The 21066-nt window shown below is 62.4% G+C and carries 17 protein-coding genes; 11 read left to right on the top strand and 6 right to left on the bottom strand.

Going from position 1 to position 21066, the window contains the following annotated elements:
* Window positions 1-356 precede the first annotated feature (356 nt).
* Both JFC13_RS17035 and JFC13_RS17030 read left to right on the top strand, forming a co-directional pair.
* Complete coding sequence (locus JFC13_RS17035) at window positions 357-893, top strand: hypothetical protein (protein ID WP_198398247.1); 537 nt, start codon at window positions 357-359, stop codon at window positions 891-893.
* A 214-nt stretch (window positions 894-1107) separates the two neighbouring features.
* Window positions 1108-1767: a pentapeptide repeat-containing protein gene (locus JFC13_RS17030; protein WP_198398246.1), complete on the top strand. Its 660-nt coding sequence runs from the start codon at window positions 1108-1110 to the stop codon at window positions 1765-1767.
* 41 nt (window positions 1768-1808) lie between these two features.
* Here JFC13_RS17030 and JFC13_RS17025 read toward each other — a convergent pair whose 3' ends face one another.
* Complete coding sequence (locus tag JFC13_RS17025; RefSeq protein WP_198398245.1) at window positions 1809-3464, bottom strand: acetolactate synthase large subunit; 1656 nt, start codon at window positions 3462-3464, stop codon at window positions 1809-1811.
* Window positions 3465-3693: 229 nt separating this feature from the next.
* On the opposite strand from JFC13_RS17025, the gene pheS reads away from it, so the two are divergent.
* The 5 genes from pheS to JFC13_RS17000 all read left to right on the top strand — a co-directional run bounded on the left by pheS (window position 3694) and on the right by JFC13_RS17000 (window position 11380).
* On the top strand, window positions 3694-4737 hold the full coding sequence (pheS, locus tag JFC13_RS17020) for a phenylalanine--tRNA ligase subunit alpha (RefSeq protein ID WP_198398244.1): 1044 nt from the start codon (window positions 3694-3696) through the stop codon (window positions 4735-4737).
* 1 nt (window position 4738) lies between these two features.
* The gene (gene pheT / locus JFC13_RS17015) at window positions 4739-7327 is read left to right on the top strand and encodes a phenylalanine--tRNA ligase subunit beta (RefSeq protein ID WP_198398243.1); all 2589 of its coding nucleotides are present in this window, start codon (window positions 4739-4741) and stop codon (window positions 7325-7327) included.
* A gap of 88 nt (window positions 7328-7415) precedes the next feature.
* Complete coding sequence (locus JFC13_RS17010) at window positions 7416-8297, top strand: SDR family NAD(P)-dependent oxidoreductase (RefSeq protein ID WP_198398242.1); 882 nt, start codon at window positions 7416-7418, stop codon at window positions 8295-8297.
* A gap of 51 nt (window positions 8298-8348) precedes the next feature.
* Complete coding sequence (pabB, locus tag JFC13_RS17005) at window positions 8349-10610, top strand: aminodeoxychorismate synthase component I (RefSeq protein ID WP_198398241.1); 2262 nt, start codon at window positions 8349-8351, stop codon at window positions 10608-10610.
* Complete coding sequence (locus JFC13_RS17000; RefSeq protein WP_198398240.1) at window positions 10607-11380, top strand: aminotransferase class IV; 774 nt, start codon at window positions 10607-10609, stop codon at window positions 11378-11380. Before pabB ends, JFC13_RS17000 begins: the two co-directional genes overlap by 4 nt.
* 402 nt (window positions 11381-11782) lie before the next feature.
* On the opposite strand, the gene JFC13_RS16995 is transcribed toward JFC13_RS17000, so the two are convergent.
* Complete coding sequence (locus JFC13_RS16995) at window positions 11783-12451, bottom strand: hypothetical protein (RefSeq protein WP_198398239.1); 669 nt, start codon at window positions 12449-12451, stop codon at window positions 11783-11785.
* Window positions 12452-12556: 105 nt separating this feature from the next.
* On the bottom strand, window positions 12557-13264 hold the full coding sequence (locus JFC13_RS16990) for an aspartate/glutamate racemase family protein (RefSeq protein ID WP_198398238.1): 708 nt from the start codon (window positions 13262-13264) through the stop codon (window positions 12557-12559).
* 105 nt (window positions 13265-13369) lie between these two features.
* On the opposite strand from JFC13_RS16990, the gene JFC13_RS16985 reads away from it, so the two are divergent.
* The 4 genes from JFC13_RS16985 (at window position 13370) to dctP (ending at window position 17837) form a co-directional block, all read left to right on the top strand.
* Window positions 13370-14314 (top strand): LysR family transcriptional regulator, encoded by a 945-nt coding sequence (locus JFC13_RS16985; RefSeq protein ID WP_198398237.1) that lies wholly within the window; start codon window positions 13370-13372, stop codon window positions 14312-14314.
* Window positions 14314-14850, top strand: coding sequence for a TRAP transporter small permease (locus tag JFC13_RS16980; RefSeq protein ID WP_198398236.1), 537 nt, complete (start codon window positions 14314-14316; stop codon window positions 14848-14850). Before JFC13_RS16985 ends, JFC13_RS16980 begins: the two co-directional genes overlap by 1 nt.
* Before the next feature lie 23 nt (window positions 14851-14873).
* Window positions 14874-16418 carry a TRAP transporter large permease gene (locus JFC13_RS16975; protein ID WP_198398235.1) on the top strand — a complete coding sequence of 515 codons (1545 nt, stop codon included), beginning with the start codon at window positions 14874-14876 and terminating at the stop codon, window positions 16416-16418.
* Between the two features lie 138 nt (window positions 16419-16556).
* The gene (dctP, locus tag JFC13_RS16970) at window positions 16557-17837 is read left to right on the top strand and encodes a TRAP transporter substrate-binding protein DctP (RefSeq protein ID WP_198398234.1); all 1281 of its coding nucleotides are present in this window, start codon (window positions 16557-16559) and stop codon (window positions 17835-17837) included.
* Between the two features lie 9 nt (window positions 17838-17846).
* Here dctP and JFC13_RS16965 read toward each other — a convergent pair whose 3' ends face one another.
* The 3 genes from JFC13_RS16965 to JFC13_RS16955 are packed head-to-tail and all read right to left on the bottom strand — an operon-like array spanning window position 17847 to window position 20963.
* Window positions 17847-18497, bottom strand: a complete 651-nt coding sequence (locus JFC13_RS16965) for a GntR family transcriptional regulator (RefSeq protein WP_198398233.1) — start codon at window positions 18495-18497, stop codon at window positions 17847-17849.
* Window positions 18490-19479, bottom strand: a complete 990-nt coding sequence (locus JFC13_RS16960) for an ornithine cyclodeaminase family protein (RefSeq protein WP_198398232.1) — start codon at window positions 19477-19479, stop codon at window positions 18490-18492. Before JFC13_RS16960 ends, JFC13_RS16965 begins: the two co-directional genes overlap by 8 nt.
* On the bottom strand, window positions 19473-20963 hold the full coding sequence (locus JFC13_RS16955) for a chlorohydrolase family protein (RefSeq protein ID WP_198398231.1): 1491 nt from the start codon (window positions 20961-20963) through the stop codon (window positions 19473-19475). The genes JFC13_RS16960 and JFC13_RS16955 overlap by 7 nt, the downstream gene beginning before the upstream one ends.
* Window positions 20964-21066: the final 103 nt, after the last annotated feature.

The raw sequence follows: 21066 nt of genomic DNA, 5'->3' as shown, positions 1-21066 counted from the left end.
TGCGGTCCGGCCGATACCTCGTGAAACGACAGTGCCAGACGCCGATTCACGAGCACATCGCACTGATCGCTGGTTCCGATCGCACGCATCTCCCGGTGGAGACCGCGGGAATGAGGAAACGTGATGAGGACCTGCGTATTCTCGTCAGATCGTACGTGGGCGACCTTCCGCCGGGGGCAACACTTTCGCACAGAAGCGCCCTCATCGTGCATGGGCTGCCTATCCCTTATTTCAACCGCGATGAGTCCATAGTCGCCGAGGTGGTTCATCCGACTCATGGAGTCCGCCGGAACACCCTCCTGATGAGGCGCCGGGACTACGGTCCAGCTGAAGTATGCGAGATCGACGGAGCACGCGTGACCACGTTGCTGCGCACCTTGGCCGATATCGCTCGCGACTATCCGCTTGCGTTCGCGGTCGCCGTTATCGACGCCGCTATCCACACTTCCCTGGTGACCTTGCCGCTGGTTAGGGAGTACTGCGAAGCGCACCCGGTGCGGACGCGTCAACGCCGGGTCGATCGGGTGTTGGGGCTCGCTGACGGTCGCCGCGAGTCGATCGCCGAATCCATCTGTGCTGTGCGATTCGTCGAGTTCTCCATTCCTGGGTTCGAACCACAGGTGACCATTCGCGATGAGAACGGGAACTTCGTCGCGCGAACCGATTTCGCAAATAGGCGAGCGAAAACTGTCGCAGAGTTCGACGGCGCTGGAAAGTACCATCTGCCGGGCCGAGACCCGCGACGAGAACTCGAGCTCGAACGTCAACGTGAGTACAAGCTGCGAAACCTCGGATATTCCGTATTTCGCCTCCGGTGGCAAGATCTCTTCACCGCTGATGTGTTCCTCAGAATCAAAGCACGCGTCGCGAGCTCCACAGGGACCATAGGCTGACCATCGCAAGCATTCGCACTGCGCGGCCGCTCGTTCAACGCGAAGCCAGCTTTTCCCGCCGAGGCAACAAGGAAAGCCTGGCTCAACGTTGAACGAGGGCGAAACATGCGAAACAACGCGAAGACGGCTCGGTAGTATGCAGCTGGAAGTAGGCACTAGGAAGTCAGGTGTGCCCGACGGTATGTGTGTCACCGGAACCCGATACGGTGAGCCTATGACGACTGAAGCTCCTCGCGTACCCAAGATCAAGCTGGCGCACCTGACGCCGGGTTACCTCGGCGATATCACTCCGGAAGAGTTTTTAGAGGGCATGGAGTTCACGGATCTTGACTTCGCCGAGGTGGATTCCTCCCAAGCTACGTACCTGGACTCTTCCTTGGCCCGGGTGAACTTTGGTGCAGCCGCGGAGCCAGCGGATCTCACCGGTGCGCGTTTCTCGGGCTCGAAGATCGAAGACTCCCGCGCCGATACGTGGACGATGCCACGGGGAAGTTTCATCCATACCGAGATCTCTGGAACACGGATCGGTGCTGGAGTCTTCCATGACAGCGTGTGGGAGAAAACAACCTTCAACAACTGCCGCATCTCCTACCTCAACCTACGCGGAGCCAAACTCACCGACGTCGAATTTCGCGACTGCGTCATCGACGAGATCGACCTCGACCGAGCCAAGGTCAACCGAGTGTCATTCCCCGGCTCCACGGTCGGAGTGCTCCAGTGCGAACAGGCGACGCTGGGCAATGTGGACCTCCGGGGCCTGCAGCCGCACAAGATCTCCGGAGTCCACTCATTGCGCGGAGCCACCATTGATGAAACACAACTGATGCTCTTCGCCGATCTCTTCGCTCACGAACTCGGCATCAGAGTCGAGTGATAGTCGTCAGCGGCTCACCCAGCGCTCTCGTTTGCAGATCCCTACTGTGCGTCCAGCGCCTGAGTCGCCCGCTCACCCAACTCATCGATGAGCACTCGCTCGTTCTCCGAATAGTCGATGGGCACGACGACGAGGTGGACTCCACCGGCGGCGAAGGCCGACTCGAGAACCTCGTGCATCTCGCTGACATTCTCCAGCCTGTGCCCGGTGGCCCCATAGGATTCGGCGTAGGCGACGAACTCCGGATTGCCGAAGGTCAGGCCGTAATCGGGCATGCCGTCCACGGCCTGCTTCCACCGGATCATGCCATAGGAACTGTCTTCGAGGACGAGCACCACGAGGTCGAGACCCAGTCGTACCGCGGTCTCCATCTCCTGGCTGTTCATCATGAACCCACCGTCACCGACGACTGCCATGACCCGGCGATCCGGGTAGGTCAGTTTGGCGGCCATGGCTGAGGGGAGACCGGCACCCATCGTCGCCAATGCATTGTCGAGCAGGAGAGTGTTGGCCCGGGTGGTGCGGTAGTTGCGGGCGAACCAGATCTTGTACATGCCGTTGTCCAACGCCACGATCCCGTCGACGGGCATGACCTCACGTACCTCGGCGACGATGCGCTGCGGAATGAACCGGTCATCGGTCGAACGTTCTTCGATCTTCTCCAGAATCCCGGCCCGCATCGGCAGCAGCGCTCCGGCATTGGGCACATGACCGACGAGTTCCACAGCGAGTCGATCGAGGCTGGGGCCCAAGTCACCGATGGTCTCGACCTGTGGGAAGTAGACCTGCTCGACGACGGCTGCGCGGTAGCCGACGTGGACGACGGTCGGACCGTTCTCTCCCATCGTGAACGGCGGCTTCTCGGTCGTATCGTGTCCGATGGTGACGATGACATCGGCCTTCTCGATCGCATCGTGGACATAGTCGCGGCTGGTCAGGGCCGCGGTGCCCATGTACAGGCCGGACGAGCCGGACACGGATCCCTTGCCCATCTGAGTGGTGAAATAGGGGATGCGCACCCGGGAGACGAACCGTGACAGCGCCTCGCTGCAGTCCGAGCGCGAGGCATCGGCGCCGAGCATGAGCAGTGGCCGCTTGGCATTCCGGATCACCTGGGCCGCGGCATCGACGGCGTCATCGCTGGCAGTCGCCCGTCCATTCGTGTGCGGTTGGATCAGGTCTGCATGCTCGACAGGCATGGCGGCGATATCCTCGGGAAGTTCCAGGTGGACCGGGCCCGGCCGTTCGGACCGGGCGACGCGGAAGGCCTCCCTGACCATGGTGGGGACCATGTTCGCCGAGGTGATCTGTCGGCTGTCCTTCGTCAGCGGCTTCATCGTCGCGACCGTATTCACGATCTGGAAGCGTGCCTGCTCGGCTGTGCGGATCCCCTTCTGACCGGTGATCATGATCACCGGCATCCCGCCGAGGTGGGCGTAGGCCGCACCGGTCGCTAAGTTGAGCGCGCCGGGACCGAGCGTGGTCAGACACACTCCGGGCTTGCCCGTCAGTCGCCCATAGGTTGCGGCCATGAAGGCGGCAGCCTGTTCGTGGCGGGTGAGGACGAATTCGATCGAGGACTGGCGAAGAGAATCGATGAAATCGATGTTCTCCTCACCGGGGATGCCGAAGATGCGTTCGACTCCCTCGTTCTCCAGGGCCTTGACCATGACATCGGAAGCTCGCTGAGTCGTCATGTTTCGACACTACATCTTTTGGAGTGGGGCCTCGATGGCTCAGCTCACAGATGTGGGAACGGACCGGGATCCGGTGGAGCCGCCTCGGCGAGGGTGGGAGTCACAGGAGCGGCGGGACACGATCCGGACGAGTGGTCGAGCACGGAATCACAGGCGATAGACTTGAGCGCAGCAGACAAACGGCATTGAAGTACGCAGAAGATGCAGATTACGCAGATGAAGGACATTGATGACTGACCAGCTCGACCCATTGGACGAGTCGGCCGTGAATGCGGCCGTTGACGCGGCACTGAGGGCATTCGCGGACGCACGCACCCTCGACGATCTCAAGGCCGCGAAGATCGAGTTCACGGGCGACAAGGCCCCCCTGGCGCTGGCCAACCGAGCCATCGGCGGACTCGACAAGGCCGATAAGGCCGCCGCCGGCAAGATCGTCGGCAAGTCCCGAGGTCAGGTCAAGAGGGCCCTCGACGCCCGTCAGGCCGAGCTCGAAGCCGAGCGCGACGCAGCCGTTCTCATCGAAGAGTCCATCGACGTCACGCTGCCCACAGACCGCAACCGCCTCGGCGCTCGCCATCCGCTCTCCCTCATCCAGGAACAGGCCGCCGACTACTTCATCGGCCTCGGCTGGGAAGTTGCCGAAGGCCCCGAGATCGAATCCGAGTGGCTGAACTTCGATTCCCTTAACTTCGGACCCGACCATCCTGCTCGCCAGATGCAGGACACCTTCTTCGTCGACCCCCCTGAGGCCGGCCTCGTCCTGCGCACCCACACCTCACCGGTGCAGTCGCGTTCGCTGCTGCAGCGCGGTGTCCCGCTCTACATCGTGTGCCCGGGCAAGACCTTCCGCACCGATGAACTCGACGCCACTCACACGCCGGTCTTCCACCAGATCGAGGGCATCGCCATCGACAAGGGCCTGACCATGGCCAACCTGCAGGGTACCCTCGACGGCTTCGCCCGCGAAATGTTCGGCCCCGAGTCGAAGACCCGCCTGCGCCCCAGCTTCTTCCCGTTCACCGAACCGAGCGCGGAAATGGACTTCTGGTTCCCCAACAAGGTCGGTGGCCCCGGCTGGATCGAATGGGGCGGCTGCGGCATGGTCCACCCCAATGTGCTCAAGGCCGCGGGCATCGACCCCGATGTCTACCAGGGCTTCGCCTTCGGTATGGGCATCGAGCGCACCCTGATGCTGCGCGAAGGAATCAACGATATGCATGACATGGTCGAGGGCGATGTGCGCTTCTCGGCACGTTTCGGAATGAAGGCTTGATATGCGCGTCCCACTGAACTGGCTGGCCGACTACGTCGATCTCCCGGCCGATACGGATCCCCATGCCCTGGCAGCGGAGTTCGCGTCGATCGGACTCGAGGAAGAGGACTTCTTCGGCCCCGAGATCACCGGCCCCCTCGTCGTCGGTCGCGTCCTTGAACTGGTCAAGGAAGAGCACTCAAACGGCAAGACCGTCAACTGGTGCCGGGTCGATGTCGGTCCCGCGCACAACGAAGATGTCGATGACCCGAAGGACCCACAGCCCGGCGAGGAACGACCCAGCCGCGGCATCATCTGCGGCGCCCACAACTTCGTCGTCGGTGACCTCATCGTCGCCTGCCTGCCCGGAGCCGTCCTGCCCGGTGATTTCCAGATCGCTGCCCGCAAGACTTACGGACACAAGTCCGACGGCATGATCTGCTCGGCCAAGGAACTCGGCCTCGGCGAGGACCACGACGGCATCATTGTCCTCACCGACCTCGGCCTCAGTGGCGAGCCCGGTGACTCCGCGATCGAGCTCCTCGGACTCGACCAGGTCACCCTCGACGTCAACGTCACCCCTGACCGCGGCTACCAGCTGTCGATGCGCGGCATCGCCCGCGAGTACGCGCAGATGAAGGGCCAGGCCTTCTCCGACATCGGCAGCCCTGCCGTCGCCGAGGTCAACGACCCCACCGATGATGGGTTCCCTGTCGTCGTCGAAGACTCCAACCCCATCGACGGCAACGTCGGCTGCGACCAGTTCACCGCTGTGCAGGTGACCGGACTCGACCCCGCAGCGACAACCCCGTTCTGGATGCAGCGCCGTCTCATTGCCGCAGGCATGCGTCCCATCAGCCTCACCGTTGATGTCACGAACTACGTCATGCTCGAACTCGGCCAGCCCCTGCACGCCTATGACACGGCGCTGCTGGGCGAGGAGATCGTCGTTCGCCGCGCGCAGGCGGGGGAGAAGTTCACGACCCTCGATGACGTCGAACGCACGCTGGACGCCGAAGATCTCCTCATCACCGACCGCGGTGGCAAGGGTTCGGACAGCACCGGCGGCAAAATCATCGGTCTCGCCGGTGTCATGGGCGGCGCCGCGGTCGAGGTCAACGATAAGACGGCCGACGTGGTCATCGAGTCCGCTCACTTCGATCCGATCTCGATCGCCAGGACCGCACGTCGGCACAAGCTGTCCTCCGAGGCCTCGCGTCGCTTCGAACGTGGAGTCGACCCGTTGCTCGGACCAGTGGCTGCACGCCGCTGCGCTGACCTGCTCGTCGAACTCGCCGGTGGCACGCTCAGCCCGGCGACAACACAGGTCGGGCAGGCTCCCGAAGCCACCGTCATCGAGCTTCCGGTCAAGCGCGTCGACTCCCTCGTCGGCGTCGACTACACGACCGCCGAGGTGACCGGTCTGCTCGAAGGCATCGGTGCAGGCATCGAGGTCATCGGCAAGGACCGTCTGGCCGTGACCGTGCCCTCCTGGCGCACGGACATCACCGCAGACGTCGACCTCATCGAGGAAGTCGCCCGCACCGGCGGCTACGACCGGATCCCATCGATCCAACCGGCCGCTCGCGCAGGACAGGGCATGACCGAAGCGCAGCGCACCCGGCGCCGGATCTCCAACCTGCTGGCCGCCGACGGCTTCACGGAGGTGCTGTCCTACCCGTTCACCTCCGATAAGCGTGACGATCAGCTGCGTCTCGAAGCCGACGATGTGCGCCGCAAACACATCCGCCTGGCAAACCCGATGTCCGAAGACCTGCCGCTGATGCGCACCAACCTGCTCTCGACCCTGGTCGAACTGGTGGCACGCAACTTCGGTCGCGGAGCCAAGGATGTCGCCCTGTTCGAAGCCGGACTCGTCTCCACCTCGGCAGGACTGCCTGCCGGTCCTGGGCCTAGACACCTGCCCGGCTACCACCCGACTGATGCGGAACTCGAGGAGGTCTACGCCTCGGTTCCCGCCCAGCCGTACCACTATGCGGGCATCATCTCCGGCAACGTCGAAGCACCCGGCGTCTGGGGCAAGGGCCGCAAGGCCGAGGCCACCGATGTCATCGATACCGTGCGCCGCATTGCCGGCGTCAACGGCATCGAGGTCACCGTAGAAGCCGACCAGATCACACCCTGGCACCCGGGCCGTGCCGCGAAGTTCCTCCTCGCCGACGGTCAGGAACTCGGACATGCGGGTGAATTCCACCCGAAGGTGTGCGAGAACCTCGGCCTGCCCGCGCGGAGCGTGGCCTTCGAAATCGATCTCGATGCACTCCTGGCACAGGAGGACCTGCGGACCTGGGACGGTGCCCTGTCGACCTACCCGGTCTCCCGTCAGGACGTCGCCCTCATCGTCGACGAGTCACTGCCCACCCAGACGCTGGCGGCGACTCTGCGCGAAGGTGCGGGGGAGGAACTCGAACTGCTCGAGACCTTCGACCTCTACACCGGTGACCAGCTGCCCGATGGGAAGAAATCTCTGGCCTTCCGTCTGACGTTCCGGGCACCGGATCGTACGCTCAAGGCCGATGACGCTTCAGCGATGCGTGAGGCTGCGACCCAGTTGGCCGCCGAGCGTCACGGCGCCGAAGTCCGCAGCTGAGGAACGACCGCATGAGGACCCGGTCGGTTGCTTCGGTATCCCGGCCGGGTCCTGTCACATCCGAACTGAACATCAGAGGAGTCAGACCATGACCGAGAAGCTGCCCTACGGAACCAACCTGCCCACCGAAGTCGCGACGGCGGGGGCCACAGCCGTGCCCGGTGAGACCATCGCGGTCGTCACCGGTGGAGCCCGCGGCATCGGCCGTTATCTGTCCGAGGCGTTCGCGAAGGCCGGTTATCACGTGGTCGTCACGGCCACCTCGGCGTCGAAGGCTGAGGCAGCGGCGGCGGAGATCGTCGACGCCACCGGGGGAGCGGTCACCGGGTTGGAGCTGCGCGCCGATGACATCGACTCGGTGTCGGCGTTGCGCATTGCGGTCGCCGCGCTCGAATCTGAGAGTGGCCGCCGTATGCAGGTGCTGGTCAACAATGCCGGCCGCATCGAATCCACCGAAGGCCCCCTGTGGGAGGCCGAGCCGGAGAGCATCAAGGGCGTGGTCGACGCCAACGTCCTCGGCGTCGCCCTCATGGTCAACGCCTTCGCCCCAGTCCTCATCGCTAGTGCCGAGGCGACCGGTCGTCCCAGCCGCATCATCGACCTCAACTCGGGGTCAGGAGCGACGGGCACACCTGCCTACGCCGTGTATTCGGCATCGAAGGCGTCCCTGTTCCGCATCGCCGACTCCGTCGTCCACTTCGGCCATGATCTGGGTCTGCGGATCTTCGAGATGGCGCCGGGAGTCGTGGAGACGTCGATGACGAAGTCCATGCCCGTCCATGACTTCCGCGGCGAAGACGATTGGACCAGCCCACAGCAGGTCACCGACCTGGCGCTGGCTTTGTCCTCAGGCACGCTTGATGCGTTCACCGGGCGGTATGTGCGGGCAGGTGCTGACACCGAGGAATCGCTTCTCGCCGAGGCGGCCGCCGGGTTCACCGAGTCCACACGACGTCTCGTCCTCGGCTGAGTTCCCAGGTTTTCGCAGAGCTCACGGACAGACTGAGACATCGGCACATCAGTGATACGCACGCTGCTCATCGACAACTACGACTCGTTCACCAACAACCTGTACCACTACCTCACCGAGGTCAACGGCTGCCCACCCGTCATCGTGCCCAATGACTGGGAGCACTGGAGCATCGGTGCCCTCGAGGAGTTCGACAATGTCGTAATCTCCCCGGGGCCCGGGTCGCCGGACAAGGCCGACGATTTCGGGATCTGCGCCGAGGTGATTGCCAATGCGAGAATTCCCATCCTCGGTATCTGTCTGGGACACCAGGGAATCGCCCTGGCTCACGGTGGAACCGTCGCTCACGCACCATCTCCGCGGCATGGGCGACTATCGGAGATACGGAACTTCGGCGTTGACCTCTTCTCAGGAATTCCGCCGACGTTCGACGCGGTCCGTTATCACTCGCTAGCCGTCACCGACGTTCCCGAGGAACTGGAAGTGACTGCGTATTCGGATGACGGCGTCGTCATGGGTCTGCGCCATCGCAGCCTGCCGCAGTGGGGCGTCCAATTCCACCCCGAATCGATCTCGACCGAACACAGTCTGGCGCTGCTGGGCAATTTCGTGCGACTGACCCGGGAATGGGCAGGCAGAGAGACTGAAGCCTCGACTCCTGGGACTCTGGATTCCGGGACTCCAAGTTCCGGCACACGTGACCGACCCGAGCCGGTCACATTGTCCCTCCAGGTAGAAGCCTTGGAGCTGTCAGTGCCGGACGAGGCCATCTTCGCAGCGCTGTACGGAAACGAGGAAGAAGCCGTCTGGCTCGACGGCAATGACCCGAGCAGGAGGTCATCGAGGTTCACCATCATGGGTGCACCCACCGGAGCTAATGGCCGAGTCGCCACGGCAGATACGAATGCCGGCACGATCCGCATACGCCACACCGGACGTGCTGCATCCGACCCGGCAGGTGCGGAGACAACGGTCAGCAGCGGCCTCTTCGACTGGCTCGAGGGCGAGCTGAACACCATCGACGTTGAGGCTCCGGCACTGCCCTTCGACTTCCGCCTCGGCTGGGTCGGATACCTGGGGTATGAGTTGAAGTCCGAGGTCGGTTCACCCAGCCGGCACCACTCTGAACTGCCAGACGCTTCACTGATGTTCCTCGACCGCGCTGTGGTCATCGATCACGAGGAGTCGAGAGTCTATCTGCTGGCACTCGAGGGGCTCGTTTCCTCACCGGCGGAGGCCGAGGCCTGGTGCGCACAGACGAGGTCAGCGATCAAGGACCTCGCTTCTGACACCCCGTTGACTCCTCAGGGGCAGGTAGCCGGCCCTGGAACCCGAAACGCCGTTCCCAACGCGACGTCTCTGGTGGCCCGGCATTCCCGCAGTGAGTACCGGGAGAACATCGAGCGCGTGCTGGAGAAGATCACCGACGGCGAAACCTACGAAGTCTGCCTGACCAATATGCTCGAGGCCGAGATGGAGGTGGACACCGAGCCGGACACCGAGCCGGACACCGAGCTGGACACGCTGGGCATGTATCTTGCATTGCGAGCAGACAACCCCACCCCGTTCGGTGCCTATCTCAAATCCAGGGAAGCCACCGTCCTCAGCACCTCGCCCGAACGGTTCGTGCGCATCACGGCCGATGGTCGCATCGAATCAAAGCCGATCAAGGGTACCCGGGCACGTGGTGCCACCGAGAGTGAGGACGCTTCGATCCGAGACGAGCTCCTCCACTCGGAGAAGGATAGGTCGGAGAACCTGATGATCGTTGACCTTGTCCGCCATGACCTCGGAGCCACTGCTCAGCTCGGATCAGTGTCCGTCGATGAGCTCTTCGGCATCGAAACCTATGCCACCGTCCACCAGATGGTCAGCACGGTCAGCGCAGTCCTCGACCCCGAGCATTCCCCTGTGGCGTGTGTCCGAGCGGCCTTCCCACCGGGATCGATGACCGGTGCGCCGAAGCTGCGGACGATGTCGATCATCGACGAATTCGAGACCGGTCCCCGAGGTGCCTACAGCGGGGCGATCGGCTACTTCTCCCTCAACGGCGCCGTCGATCTCAGCGTGGTGATCAGGACGCTGGTCATTTCGGATGGCACCGTCCAATATGGGGTCGGTGGTGCAATCGTCGCCCTCTCCGAACCCGAGGACGAATACGCTGAAACCGTGGCCAAAGCTGCACCATTGCTGCGACTGTTCGACGACGCCGCATTTCCGGGCGCAGTTGAGGACATGCCGCTTGGACAGGAAGGAAGTGACACGGGGCTCGACACTGAGCAATCCACTGAGACGGAAGGCCTCGTGACATGACGATCTGGACCTGGGATCAGCAGCACAGAGAATTCGTCGCAGGTGGTGCTGAGGGCGAACTGCGCCTCGCAGACTCCTGGCTTGTCGAGGAGGGTAGAGTCCGCGCATTCGAACGGCATCGCCGACGATTCAGCGCAGCCGCTCTCGAACTGGGGTGTACTGATGCGGACTCGGCCGATTTCTGGTCGGCGCTCATTGATCTCATTCCGCGTTCGGGGGAGTGGTTCCCCAGAGTAGAGATGCTCGGCGACGACGAACCTGCGCTCGGATTCCGGCTGAGACCGGCACCGACCCGCACCGACGAACTCAGGGTGTGGATCCCACCATTCGCCGATCCGCGTCAACACCCGAGGACTAAGGGTCCGGACATTGCACGCCTTGCTGAGTTGCGGAGGCAGGCTCACGAGGAACACAAGTGTGATGAGGTGCTGCTCGTCGACGAAAACGCGTTCGCTGTCGAATCGGCCACCTCGAGCCTGCTGTGGTGGGAGGACGAGACACTGTGCGTTCCGCACCCGGACCTGGCCCAACTTCCAGGCGTAACTACTTCACTGATCCAAGACGAAGCCCGTAAGCGCTTTGTCAGCATCGAGCATCGACGGATACAACCAGAAGATCTGTCCGGACACGAGGTGTGGCTCGTCAACGCTCTGCACGGGATCCGGCGCATCCGAGCTTTCTCCGGCCAGCTCAATTACGAATGCGCTGGTGCGCCGAAGAGGTTCTGGGAATGGAAGGTGTGGCTCGGTGCCCAGATGGCACTTGTGTGACCGGAGCATCTGGTTCACGACCTGTTGGTCGAACGAACGTTCAGAGCATTCTCGGTAAGGCTTCTGCGAGAACCCTAAACGACAGTCAAAGGTACTGCGGCCGCAGTACTTTGAAAAAGTCAGATAATTACCGTGACTAAGCGTGTGCCGGAGAGAGCAACTGCGCTGGTCTCGCGCACTTTGTCTTGCATGCTCTCTACAATGCGTGCCTGGGGGCCGGCGCAGCCGTGACGGAACTGGCCTTGGCTGAGACCGCGGACGCGTCCGCGAGGAGAGGCCCGGCATTGAGCTCAATATCGATGTGGTCGTATCGGTCTATGAGTCTGAGACCCGGATCGCCGACGCGGTTGCCGAGTTGGAAAAGTCAACGCGGCGGATCGTGCCTGGCTGACTTCGTTCTGTCTATAGCCTCTCCACTGCTGTCTTATAGCTTGGAGTATGATTGTCGATTTCCCGGATGAAAACACGAATATGTGTTCTTGAAGTCTGGGTCAGGCAGAACTTATACCACCGCCGAAACTGATACTGTTGCGTCTCGCCTTCGTTGACCGTCTTAAACATCGTAGTTTTCAGATCAGCAAATGCTTTGTCTAAATTTTCGCGTTCTACTTCGGCCGACAGCCTGAACCCCATAGAAACCGATGAACGCACAAATACTGATGCCAACCAGCCAAATATTCCGCAGGCCAACAAAAAAATTCCAAATAGTGAGTACAAAACAACTATGCATACAAGAAGAGTCTGGTCGACCATGTCATGTGGCTCAGCAAGGGCGCTGAAGGTCAATACCAGGGCGAATGACACCAGAGAGACAAACACAAGACCAAGACTCTGAATCGTCCTGCTTGGAACGAGCCGATTGATCATGGCGGTTTCCACGGTGGCACTCCCGACGGCGTAGGCAGCCTTGCCCAACTCAGTACCGTCGTCAATTTCACGAAGCACGGCGAGTTCGTCTCTGAGGGCACCTATCTTCTCCCCAATGCGCCCAGGGTGGAACCAGTGGAATAGTTGGGTGACAACTACAGCCACCACCGTCGATCCGAGTGCAGTGCCAATAAATTCAAACATACAAGTAGCGTAGCCACAGGGCCAGACATGGGGCCGGTCTCCGGGCAGGACTGGGCAGTACGTTTAGGCTCCACAGGAGGGTGAGAAGTGAGGGGGAAGGTCAGTTCAGACCGTAGCCAACTCCTCCGCCATCATCCACTCGACGATCGCCGCCACATGCGCATCAACGGAGTCGATGGCAGGCAGGGGAGCGGTCTCCGGCGGAACCAGCAGACCAATCTCCGTGCACGACAATGCAACAGCATCCGCGCCGCGAGCCTTGAGGTCCTTCATGATCTCGACATATCGGGCACGAGAAGCATCGGTGAAGACGCCCTGGGTGAGCTCGTCGAAGATGACCTGGTCGACCTCGAGGCAGGTAGCCTCGTCAGGAACCAGTGTTGCAATGCCCTGCGCCTCGAGTCGTTCGGTGTAGAAGCCGTCGAGCATCGTCCACTTCGTGCCGAGCACCGCCAGAGTCGAATGGCCCTGACGCTTGGCCATCGTCGCAATCGCATCGACGATGTGAATCAGGGGTGCATCGACCGCAGCCTCAACGGCAGGTGCGCACTTGTGCATGAGGTTCGTCGCGATTGCCAGTGCCTCGGCGCCACCATCGACGAGTCGCTGCGCTGTTTCGGTCAGGGATGCATCCATGCCCGCCCAATCTTCGGCGACCTGCATGTCGCGGATATCGGCGAAGTCGGTGGAGTCCAACAGGATCTGTGCAGAGTGATGCCCGCCGAGTCGCTCAGCCACAGCCGAGTTGATCTTCGTGTAGTACTCGATGCTTGAGTGCCAGCTCATGCCACCCAACAGGCCGATCCTGCGCATTGTTCGTCTCCTCGTCCTCGTGTATCAGTGTCTTCCCTCCAGTCTCGTCCTCACCAGGAACTCCCGGTAGGCCCAGTTGATTCTGCCATGACATAAGCTGGACTTATGGCAAATGTGTTTGAGCAGGCGCTCGACGTCGGTGAACCGAAACGTCTGCTGATCTTCGGCGCTATAGCCGAGGCAGGCAGCATCGGAGCAGCCGCACGCGACCTAGGCTGGTCACAACCGGCGCTGTCCCAACACATGAACGCGCTCGAAAAGGACCTCGGCGTCAAACTCTTCGAACGCACCTCTCGCGGCATCGTGCTGACCACCGCCGGCCAACTGACACGCATCCGCGCGAACGAAATAGCCACCTCGGTGACGGGTTTACGAGGCGACCTGGCCAGGGCGTTCGGCCTCGGCGGACGCAATGTCCGACTGGCTGGATTCCCCAGCTTCGTCGTCGGCCCCTTAGCGGCAGCCCTGGGAAGTCTCGCATCATCCTCAGGCACGGGCGCCGATTCCGTCCAACACCACTCCTACGAGGTTGCCGAAACAGAACCGCCCGAAGCCATGACGATGCTTGAGGCAGGCGAGATCGACGTCGCCTTCCTGTTCCATCATGAAGATGAGGAGGCACCGCGGCTGCCTGCTCACGACACGGTCGACCTTGGGGTCGATCATCTTGACCTGCTGGTCCCTGAACGATGGAATCGTGCCGGACAGATCACCCACCTCAGCGATGTCGCGGACCTGCCGTGGATCATGGGCTGTGTGCGCTGCCGCTCCACCGCCGAGCGTCTCTGCCGACGTGCTGGCTTCGAACCGCGCACACGACACATCACCGACAACCCGGGTGCGATCCAGTCGCTCGTCTCCAACGGACTCGGAGTTGCCCTTCTGCCACGCAGCGCCCGTCGCTACTCCCAAGTGGCCGGCATCGACCCGATCGTCCTCGACGAAGCTGGGGCACGCAGAGTCACCGCGATGATCCCCGATGGGCTGCGCTCGACATCAGAGGTCGAGGATCTGTTGAATGCGCTTCGTGCGGTGGAAGTCGCAGTGTGATGCTGACGTTCACGAAAGTCCTCAACAAATGCCTGACGATCACTACGGCAGCGGCGATCATCGTCATGATGCTCCACATCGTCATTCACGCGCTTACGCGGTCTCTCTTCGACGCCCCGATCTACGGCACTAATGAGATCGTCGAGTACTGGTACCTGCCGATCGTGGCACTGTTGGGGATTCCGGCTGCACAGCTGCAGAAGGAACACATCACCGTCACCATGGTCATCGACCGGGCGAGGCCAGCCACCGCCTCGGTGTTCAGAGTCTTCGCATGCATTCTCGGCGCCCTCGTCTCCCTCGCCTTCGCCTGGTTCGGTTTCAGGAAGGCACTCGAGAACACAGCGATTGGCTCGACCGCCGACGTTTCTGACATCATCACCTGGCCGGTCTACTTCCTCGTTCCCGTCGTCTTCGTGCTGCTGGCCGCGCTCTACGTCCTCGACGCCGTGCTCATCGCCCGCACCGGCGAACCCGGGCTCGACCGTGACACGGGCCAATCGGCAGAGCACGATGCCGACAACAGAACCTACTGACTAGCCGCCGACGGAAACGACCTGTGAACACAAATACTGATACCTCTGCAACCGGCCCGACGCCGAACGGCAGCACGCAGAACAGCCCTCAGCTGCTGCCCTCGGGTTCCCGCCGAAAGCCGCCCGGCTACCTCGCCCTGATTATCGGATTCGGGCTCGTCGCCATCTGCCTGATCGGCCTCTTCACCAGTCCCTCGGCGGCGATCGGCGGCATCTGGTGCATCGCCATGATGTTGGTGCTGCTGTTCCTCTCCGTGCCCGTCGCCATCGCCTTGTCCGTGCCCTCCATCATCGGCGTCTACGCGGTCAGCGGCATCCCCGCGACCATGAACATTCTCTCGACGGCCCCTTTCAGTGCGGTCTCGGACTGGACGCTGAGCGTGCTCCCGATGTTCATCTTCATGGGCATGCTGCTGACCCAATCAGGACTCTCTGGCAAGATCTATCGCGTCGCCGATGACTGGTTCAGCTGGCTGCCCGGCGGCATCGGTATCGGCACGAACTTCGCAGGGGCCGGACTCTCCGCAGTCACCGGTTCGACGATCGGCATGACCTACGCGCTCGGCCGCGCTGGCATTCCCGAGATGCTCAAGGCCGGCTACGACAAACGCATGACCGTCGGGACGATCATGGTGTCGGGCATGACGGGCAACCTCATCCCACCGTCGATCCTCATGGTCATCTACGCCGGCATCGCCTCCGTGCCCGTGGGCCCGGCACTCATGGCCGGCGCCTTGCCCGGGATTCTGCTGGCGCTGTGCTTCGCCGTCTTCATCTTCGCGATCGGAGTCATCGCGCCGAAACTCGTCGGTCGCGGCGTCGATTCCGCAGACCGCGCGAGACCCACCTGGCGCCAACGGCTGACCTCACTCGGCGGAGTCTGGGGCTTCCTGGTCATCCTCGTCGTACTCTTCGGCGGCATGTTCTCCGGCATATTCACCCCCACCGAGGCCGGAGCCGCCGCCGCACTGTGCTCCGTTCTGCTGTGCCTGTGGGAAAAGCGGGGCGACCATCCCTGGCGAAAGATCGCGGACTCGGCCATGGCCACAGTGTCGGCCACCTCGGCGATCTTCTTCATCATGATCGGCGCGACGATGCTCACCAGCCTGCTCGCGATCACGGGGCTGGCCCCCATCCTCACCGGCTTCATCACCGATCTCGGCCTCTCGCGGGTGGGCTTCCTGCTCGTGCTCATCGTCCTCTACATCATCATGGGCATGTTCTTCGACACCATGTCGATGATGCTGCTGACCATCCCGATCTTGCTGCCGACGCTCGAGACGATGGGCGTCAGCCCACTCTGGTTCGGCGTCTTCGTCGTCCTCCTCGGAGAATTCGGCATGATCACCCCGCCGGTCGGCATCATCCCCTACATCATCCACAGCATCGTCAAGGACAAGGCCGTCAACCTCGGGCACACCATTACGCTGCGCGACATCTTCATCTCCCTGCTGTGGTTCCTCCCCGGAGCCGTGGTCTTCCTCGTCCTCCTGGTCGCCGTACCAGGCATGACCGAATGGCTGCCGGACCTCATCGAACGCACCAGCGGCGGCATGGCCAGTAGCTGACCCTCGCCGAGGTGGCACTGCAGTTCCGTCGCACACGCCGTTCCGGGATTGCGGGCGGTGTGAGGGGAGTCATAACAGGGTGGACTCATTCAGATCTATGATCTAAGGAAACTCTCAGTCGTTGTTCAAAGGGGTCCCATGAATCGCATTCGGTCGGCGGCAGTCCGCCCACTCACCGCCGTCGCGACGCTCGCGTCGCTGGCGCTCTTGGCCGGATGCGCCGGATCTGTCGGCGGGAGCGATTCAGACTCGGTTGCGTCCGCAGGGGAGGGCTTCGCCTACGACGCATCGCAGGACGAGATCGATGAGGCTCTGGCCGATCTCGACCCAGTGACTCTGAAATTCCAGCCTTCGTCGATGTCGGAGAAGTCGATCCTGGCGCCGAACGGGCTCGATGTGAAGAAGGCGATCGAGGAGCGTTCGGGCGGGAAGATCACCGTCGATATCGTCTGGGGTCAGGCGATCGCCAGCTATGCCGACGTTGATGATGCCCTGGCTGATGGGCGAGTCGATCTCGCGTTCACGCTGCCGTCCTACACCCCGGCCGAATACCCGGCCTTCGACGCGCTCGGCACCGCCATGTCGACTCTGCCGTCCTCACCGGTCGCCAGTGATCTTGCCGCGAATGCCGCCGGCGTTCAGGCGGCGTGGGAGACACCCGAAGTGCTCGCCGAGTTCGAGGACAAGAACCTCGTTCCGCTCATCCCCATGCTCGCTGCCGGTGGGTATTCCACAATGTGCTCGAAGCCGATGACGTCTCTCGATGATTGGAAGGGCAAGCAGCTGCGCGTCGGTTCCGCCGCCGCCGGTAAGCAGGTCACCGATCTGGGGGCCACTCCGGTGTCGCTGTCATTCCCGGAGACCTATGAGGCGCTGCAGCGCGGAACCGTGGACTGCGATCTCGGGCAGCTCGCCCCGAACGTCGAGGCCGGCACGTTCGAGGTCGCCCCGAATATCGGAGTCGCCTCCGATGCGGGAATCGCGCGCTCGGCCGGTGCCATCACAGCCGGGAAGAAGTATTCGGAGCTGCCCGTGGCCTACCAGCAGATCGTCTTCGACTCGATGTCGACGACATTCTCCACCATGATGGAGGTCGTCATCGGTGCCAAGGCGATGGCCGTCGAACAGGCGAAGGCCAACGATGGATCGGTTGAGCCCTTCGACGATGACGTGCAGAAGCAGATGGCGAAGTACGCCAAGACGCTCTCTGATAAGACGGCGAAGAACGCAGGCGTTCCCGACGCGCCGTCGACGTTGAAGACCGCGGGGGCCGACTGGCAGAAGAGCGTGACCGAGCTCGGTTATGACGATAAGGGCGACTTTGCCAACCTCGATGAGTGGTACCCGAAGGACGCGAACTACGACGAGCTCGGTACTCAGCTCTTCGAGAAGGCTATGGCCGAGCATCGGCCGGAGTGAACTGACCAGTCACACCTTGGCGATGGCCTCCAGCGAAGGGAGGCGCCCTGACTCGACATGCGCGAGCATGTATGCCGACGCCAGCTGTGGCTGACCCGAACGAATCGAATTGTAGATCTGATGATGCTCATGCATCTGGAGGTTGGCGCTGCGATCGGCAGTCTGCGCGAACAGCCACCGGGTCCTGGCCAAGACCGGCGCCATCGCATCGGCGAGCATCTGATGCCGAGCGGCGGACACCAGCTCGGTGTGGAACTCCGAGTTCGCGAGGAGAATCGTCTGCGCATCGGCCGATTCGGTCGCAGCCTGTGCGTTGTCCATGGCGCGATCGAGTCCTTCGTGCGCGTACCCCTCGCTGCAGCGCAGAGCGGCAGTGCTCGCCGCCAGCGGTTCGAGGGCCGACCTCAGGTCGAAAAGTTCGGTGACGTCCTGAGCCGTCATCTCCCGAACGATGGCACCTCGCCGCGGAAGGATCGTGACAAATCCTTGGAACTCGAGGTTGCGTAGGGCCTCGCGGACCGGGACGCGTGACACGCCGAGGCCTTCAGAGAGCTCTCTTTCGCGCAGCCGGTCACCGGGCGCGTACCGGCCTGTGATGATGCCTTCACGAACGGAGATCTCCGTCTGCTCGGTCAGGCTCCCGCCGGGATGTTCAAGCATCGATATCAACGTCCGCCCCGACGGACAACTCGGCGGCGGCCTTCATGATGATCGAGGCGATCGCAGTGTCCTGCAATCCTGTGCCCACCGAGTTGTAGAGAGTGATGTCGTCGTTCGACCGTCGTCCGGGCACCTCACCGCGAAGGACGCTGCTGAGTTCGCCGGCGATCGACGGTAGGGATCCCTTATCGTCACGCGCCAACAGATAGTTACCAGATTCATGAGCGACGGTCTCGGCATGGTCGATGAAGAGCCGGGCCCGGTGCATCGCCTCGGCGTCGACCTCACGGTCGGTTGGTCGCGGGCGGGCACCGACCACGTTGATGTGCTGACCCGGACGGAACCATGCACCTTTGACGATCGGAGTGATGCTGGGAGTGAGCGTGCAGACGATCTCGCCTTGGTTGATGACGTCCTCTGGTGATGAGGCGAATGATAGCCGTGGCATAGCCTCATCATTCCAGACCCTCTCGATTGAGGCGCGGAAGCGAGCCATGGAATCTTCGGTCCGGCTCCACACGGTGATGGACTCCAACGGCCTCACGCTGTTGACTGCACGTGTGTGCTCGAGCGCCAAAGCCCCCGCGCCGATGAGTCCCAATGATGACGCATCCGCGTTGGCGAGGGCATCGGTGGCCACCGCCGATACGCTCGCTGTTCTCACCCGGGTGGGCACCGCGCCATGGAGCAGTGCGAGCACTTGCCCCGTATGACGATCGATGACCGTGATCGCCGACCGTTGCGACGGCAGTCCGCGCGTGGCGTTCTGTGGGCTGTCCATGAGGGTCTTGCTGGTGACGATGCCGGAGGCCAGGTCAGTGCCGATCATAGGGATGTACGCGGAGTCGTCATCCAGGCGAAGCGCGTGAGGCGAGACGGTCAACGCATCGTGCCCCTGCCTGCGCAGAACGTCCTTGAGGGACTCGATCGTCGAGTCGATGTCGACAAGGTTTTCGAGATCTGAGCGGCCCAGGATCAGCACGATTCCTCCAGTGGGAATGTCGGTGGGAAGATGTCAGCGGCAGGACGACCCAGTGGATCACGCAGGGCGTATCCCTCCCGCAGCTTGTCGAACACCGCCTGCGCGTCGGCGCGCAGTGCGGCCAGATCGATTCCCTCGATCTCACCGTCGCGCATGACCGTGCGTCCCGCAACCATGGAGAACGTGGCATTGCGTGCGCTGCCGTTGAGGACCAATGTGCGCAGAGGGTCATCGTGGACACCATCGCGGAAATCACCGATGGAGAATGCGCTGAAGTCGGCTGAGGCTCCGGGCTCGATCCGCCCCAGATCGGGCCGCTTCAGGGCAGAGGCACCTCCGGTGGTCGCCGCATCGATGTATTGAGACAGGTTTGCTGAGCCGCGTCCGAAGACGGCGTTCGCCGCGTGCACCCCGACATCCATGCCGCGGATGAAGTCCGGTGGGAAGGAATCGGAACCCATCGATATCGCCACGCCCGCGTCGAGGTAATCGTTGAGTGTGTGGAGGACCTCGCCGTAGCGGAAGGATGTCAGTGGACAGTGGATGACGCTTGCCCCCGCCGAGGCGATGCGTCGGAGATCTGGCGACTCCGCGGCCGTGGTGTCGAGTGCGCCGAGCTGGGGGTGCCGGTCGGTCCAGAGCGCGTGAGGGATGAGCAGGCGATCATTGAGCAGACCGAAATGATCAAGCAGATCCAACGGTGTCATGGAGCTGCGTTCCTGGATGAGGGTGCGTTCCCAGCCCTGCTGCAGACTGTGCAGACGCACGAGTAGATTGCGCTGGGCTGCTTTCTCCGCGGTGGCGGCAAGCAGTTCATCGTTCATCGTCTCGATGCGACAGGGGAGGAGAACAGGGTGGACTAAGGGGTCATTCGCTGAGGCAACGTCATCGGCGAATTTGAGAGCCTCGCGGAGTCCTTCGCGGCCGAGCTCGTCGTCGGTGACCACAGCTCGAGTGGCCTGGCCTTCCTCATCGACGGATGCGGCCACGACGGCTGAGCGATATGAGGGGCCGAGCCATGCCCGCAGTCCGAGTTCCTTGGAGACCCGTGCAGTCTCTCTGAGCTCATCGGCCGATTCTCCCCACTCGAGGTGAACCTCTGACGCGATCGGCATGAAGCTCGTGATCCCGTGCAGGGCGAGCTGGACCAGCCCGTAGGTGCGCAGCGTCGTCCTCTCCTCTGGCGTCAGCACCGCTTCTCGGTGAGAGTGCCAGTGCTCCACCGATCCGGACAGGAGCAATGAGTCATTGGCGCTGTGCCATGAGTCGAGGAGGAGATGGTCGACATCGACAAGGGCATCGAGGTCGATGAGTCCCGGCAGCAACACCGATTCTCCGAGTTCGATGATCTCGCCCGACTCGGGCCTCTCCTGTGAGATCCCGGTGATCGTCTGGTCGCTGATGTGGACGTAAGCATCGTTCACCCAGCGTCGCTGTGCACCCGCTCCAGTGAGGATGTGTGTGGCGTGAAGTGAGAAATCCATAGTCTAGGTATACCAGATGATCAAAACTCTTGTAACCGGATAACCTTTATGCAATGCTAACTAGCGGAATTGGCGGGAACACGCTCGCCCCATTCACTATGAT

It is taken from the genome of Brevibacterium antiquum, assembly GCF_016107655.1.
Lineage (GTDB): Bacteria > Actinomycetota > Actinomycetes > Actinomycetales > Brevibacteriaceae > Brevibacterium > Brevibacterium antiquum.
Note: the sequence above shows the minus strand (reverse complement) of the source record. Positions and strands in the feature narration are given on the sequence as shown.

What these genes read in the sequence shown, in the direction of transcription:
- JFC13_RS16965 (WP_198398233.1), bottom strand. Translation starts at nt 18,497, where the DNA reads ATGCTTGAACATCCCGGCGGGAGCCTGACCGAGCAGACGGAGATCTCC.
- JFC13_RS16955 (WP_198398231.1), bottom strand. Translation starts at nt 20,963, where the DNA reads ATGGATTTCTCACTTCACGCCACACACATCCTCACTGGAGCGGGTGCA.
- JFC13_RS17030 (WP_198398246.1), top strand. Translation starts at nt 1,108, where the DNA reads ATGACGACTGAAGCTCCTCGCGTACCCAAGATCAAGCTGGCGCACCTG.
- pheS (WP_198398244.1), top strand. Translation starts at nt 3,694, where the DNA reads ATGACTGACCAGCTCGACCCATTGGACGAGTCGGCCGTGAATGCGGCC.
- JFC13_RS17010 (WP_198398242.1), top strand. Translation starts at nt 7,416, where the DNA reads ATGACCGAGAAGCTGCCCTACGGAACCAACCTGCCCACCGAAGTCGCG.
- JFC13_RS17025 (WP_198398245.1), bottom strand. Translation starts at nt 3,464, where the DNA reads ATGACGACTCAGCGAGCTTCCGATGTCATGGTCAAGGCCCTGGAGAAC.
- JFC13_RS16990 (WP_198398238.1), bottom strand. Translation starts at nt 13,264, where the DNA reads ATGCGCAGGATCGGCCTGTTGGGTGGCATGAGCTGGCACTCAAGCATC.
- dctP (WP_198398234.1), top strand. Translation starts at nt 16,557, where the DNA reads ATGAATCGCATTCGGTCGGCGGCAGTCCGCCCACTCACCGCCGTCGCG.
- pheT (WP_198398243.1), top strand. Translation starts at nt 4,739, where the DNA reads ATGCGCGTCCCACTGAACTGGCTGGCCGACTACGTCGATCTCCCGGCC.
- JFC13_RS17000 (WP_198398240.1), top strand. Translation starts at nt 10,607, where the DNA reads ATGACGATCTGGACCTGGGATCAGCAGCACAGAGAATTCGTCGCAGGT.
- JFC13_RS16985 (WP_198398237.1), top strand. Translation starts at nt 13,370, where the DNA reads ATGGCAAATGTGTTTGAGCAGGCGCTCGACGTCGGTGAACCGAAACGT.
- JFC13_RS16995 (WP_198398239.1), bottom strand. Translation starts at nt 12,451, where the DNA reads ATGTTTGAATTTATTGGCACTGCACTCGGATCGACGGTGGTGGCTGTA.
- JFC13_RS16980 (WP_198398236.1), top strand. Translation starts at nt 14,314, where the DNA reads ATGCTGACGTTCACGAAAGTCCTCAACAAATGCCTGACGATCACTACG.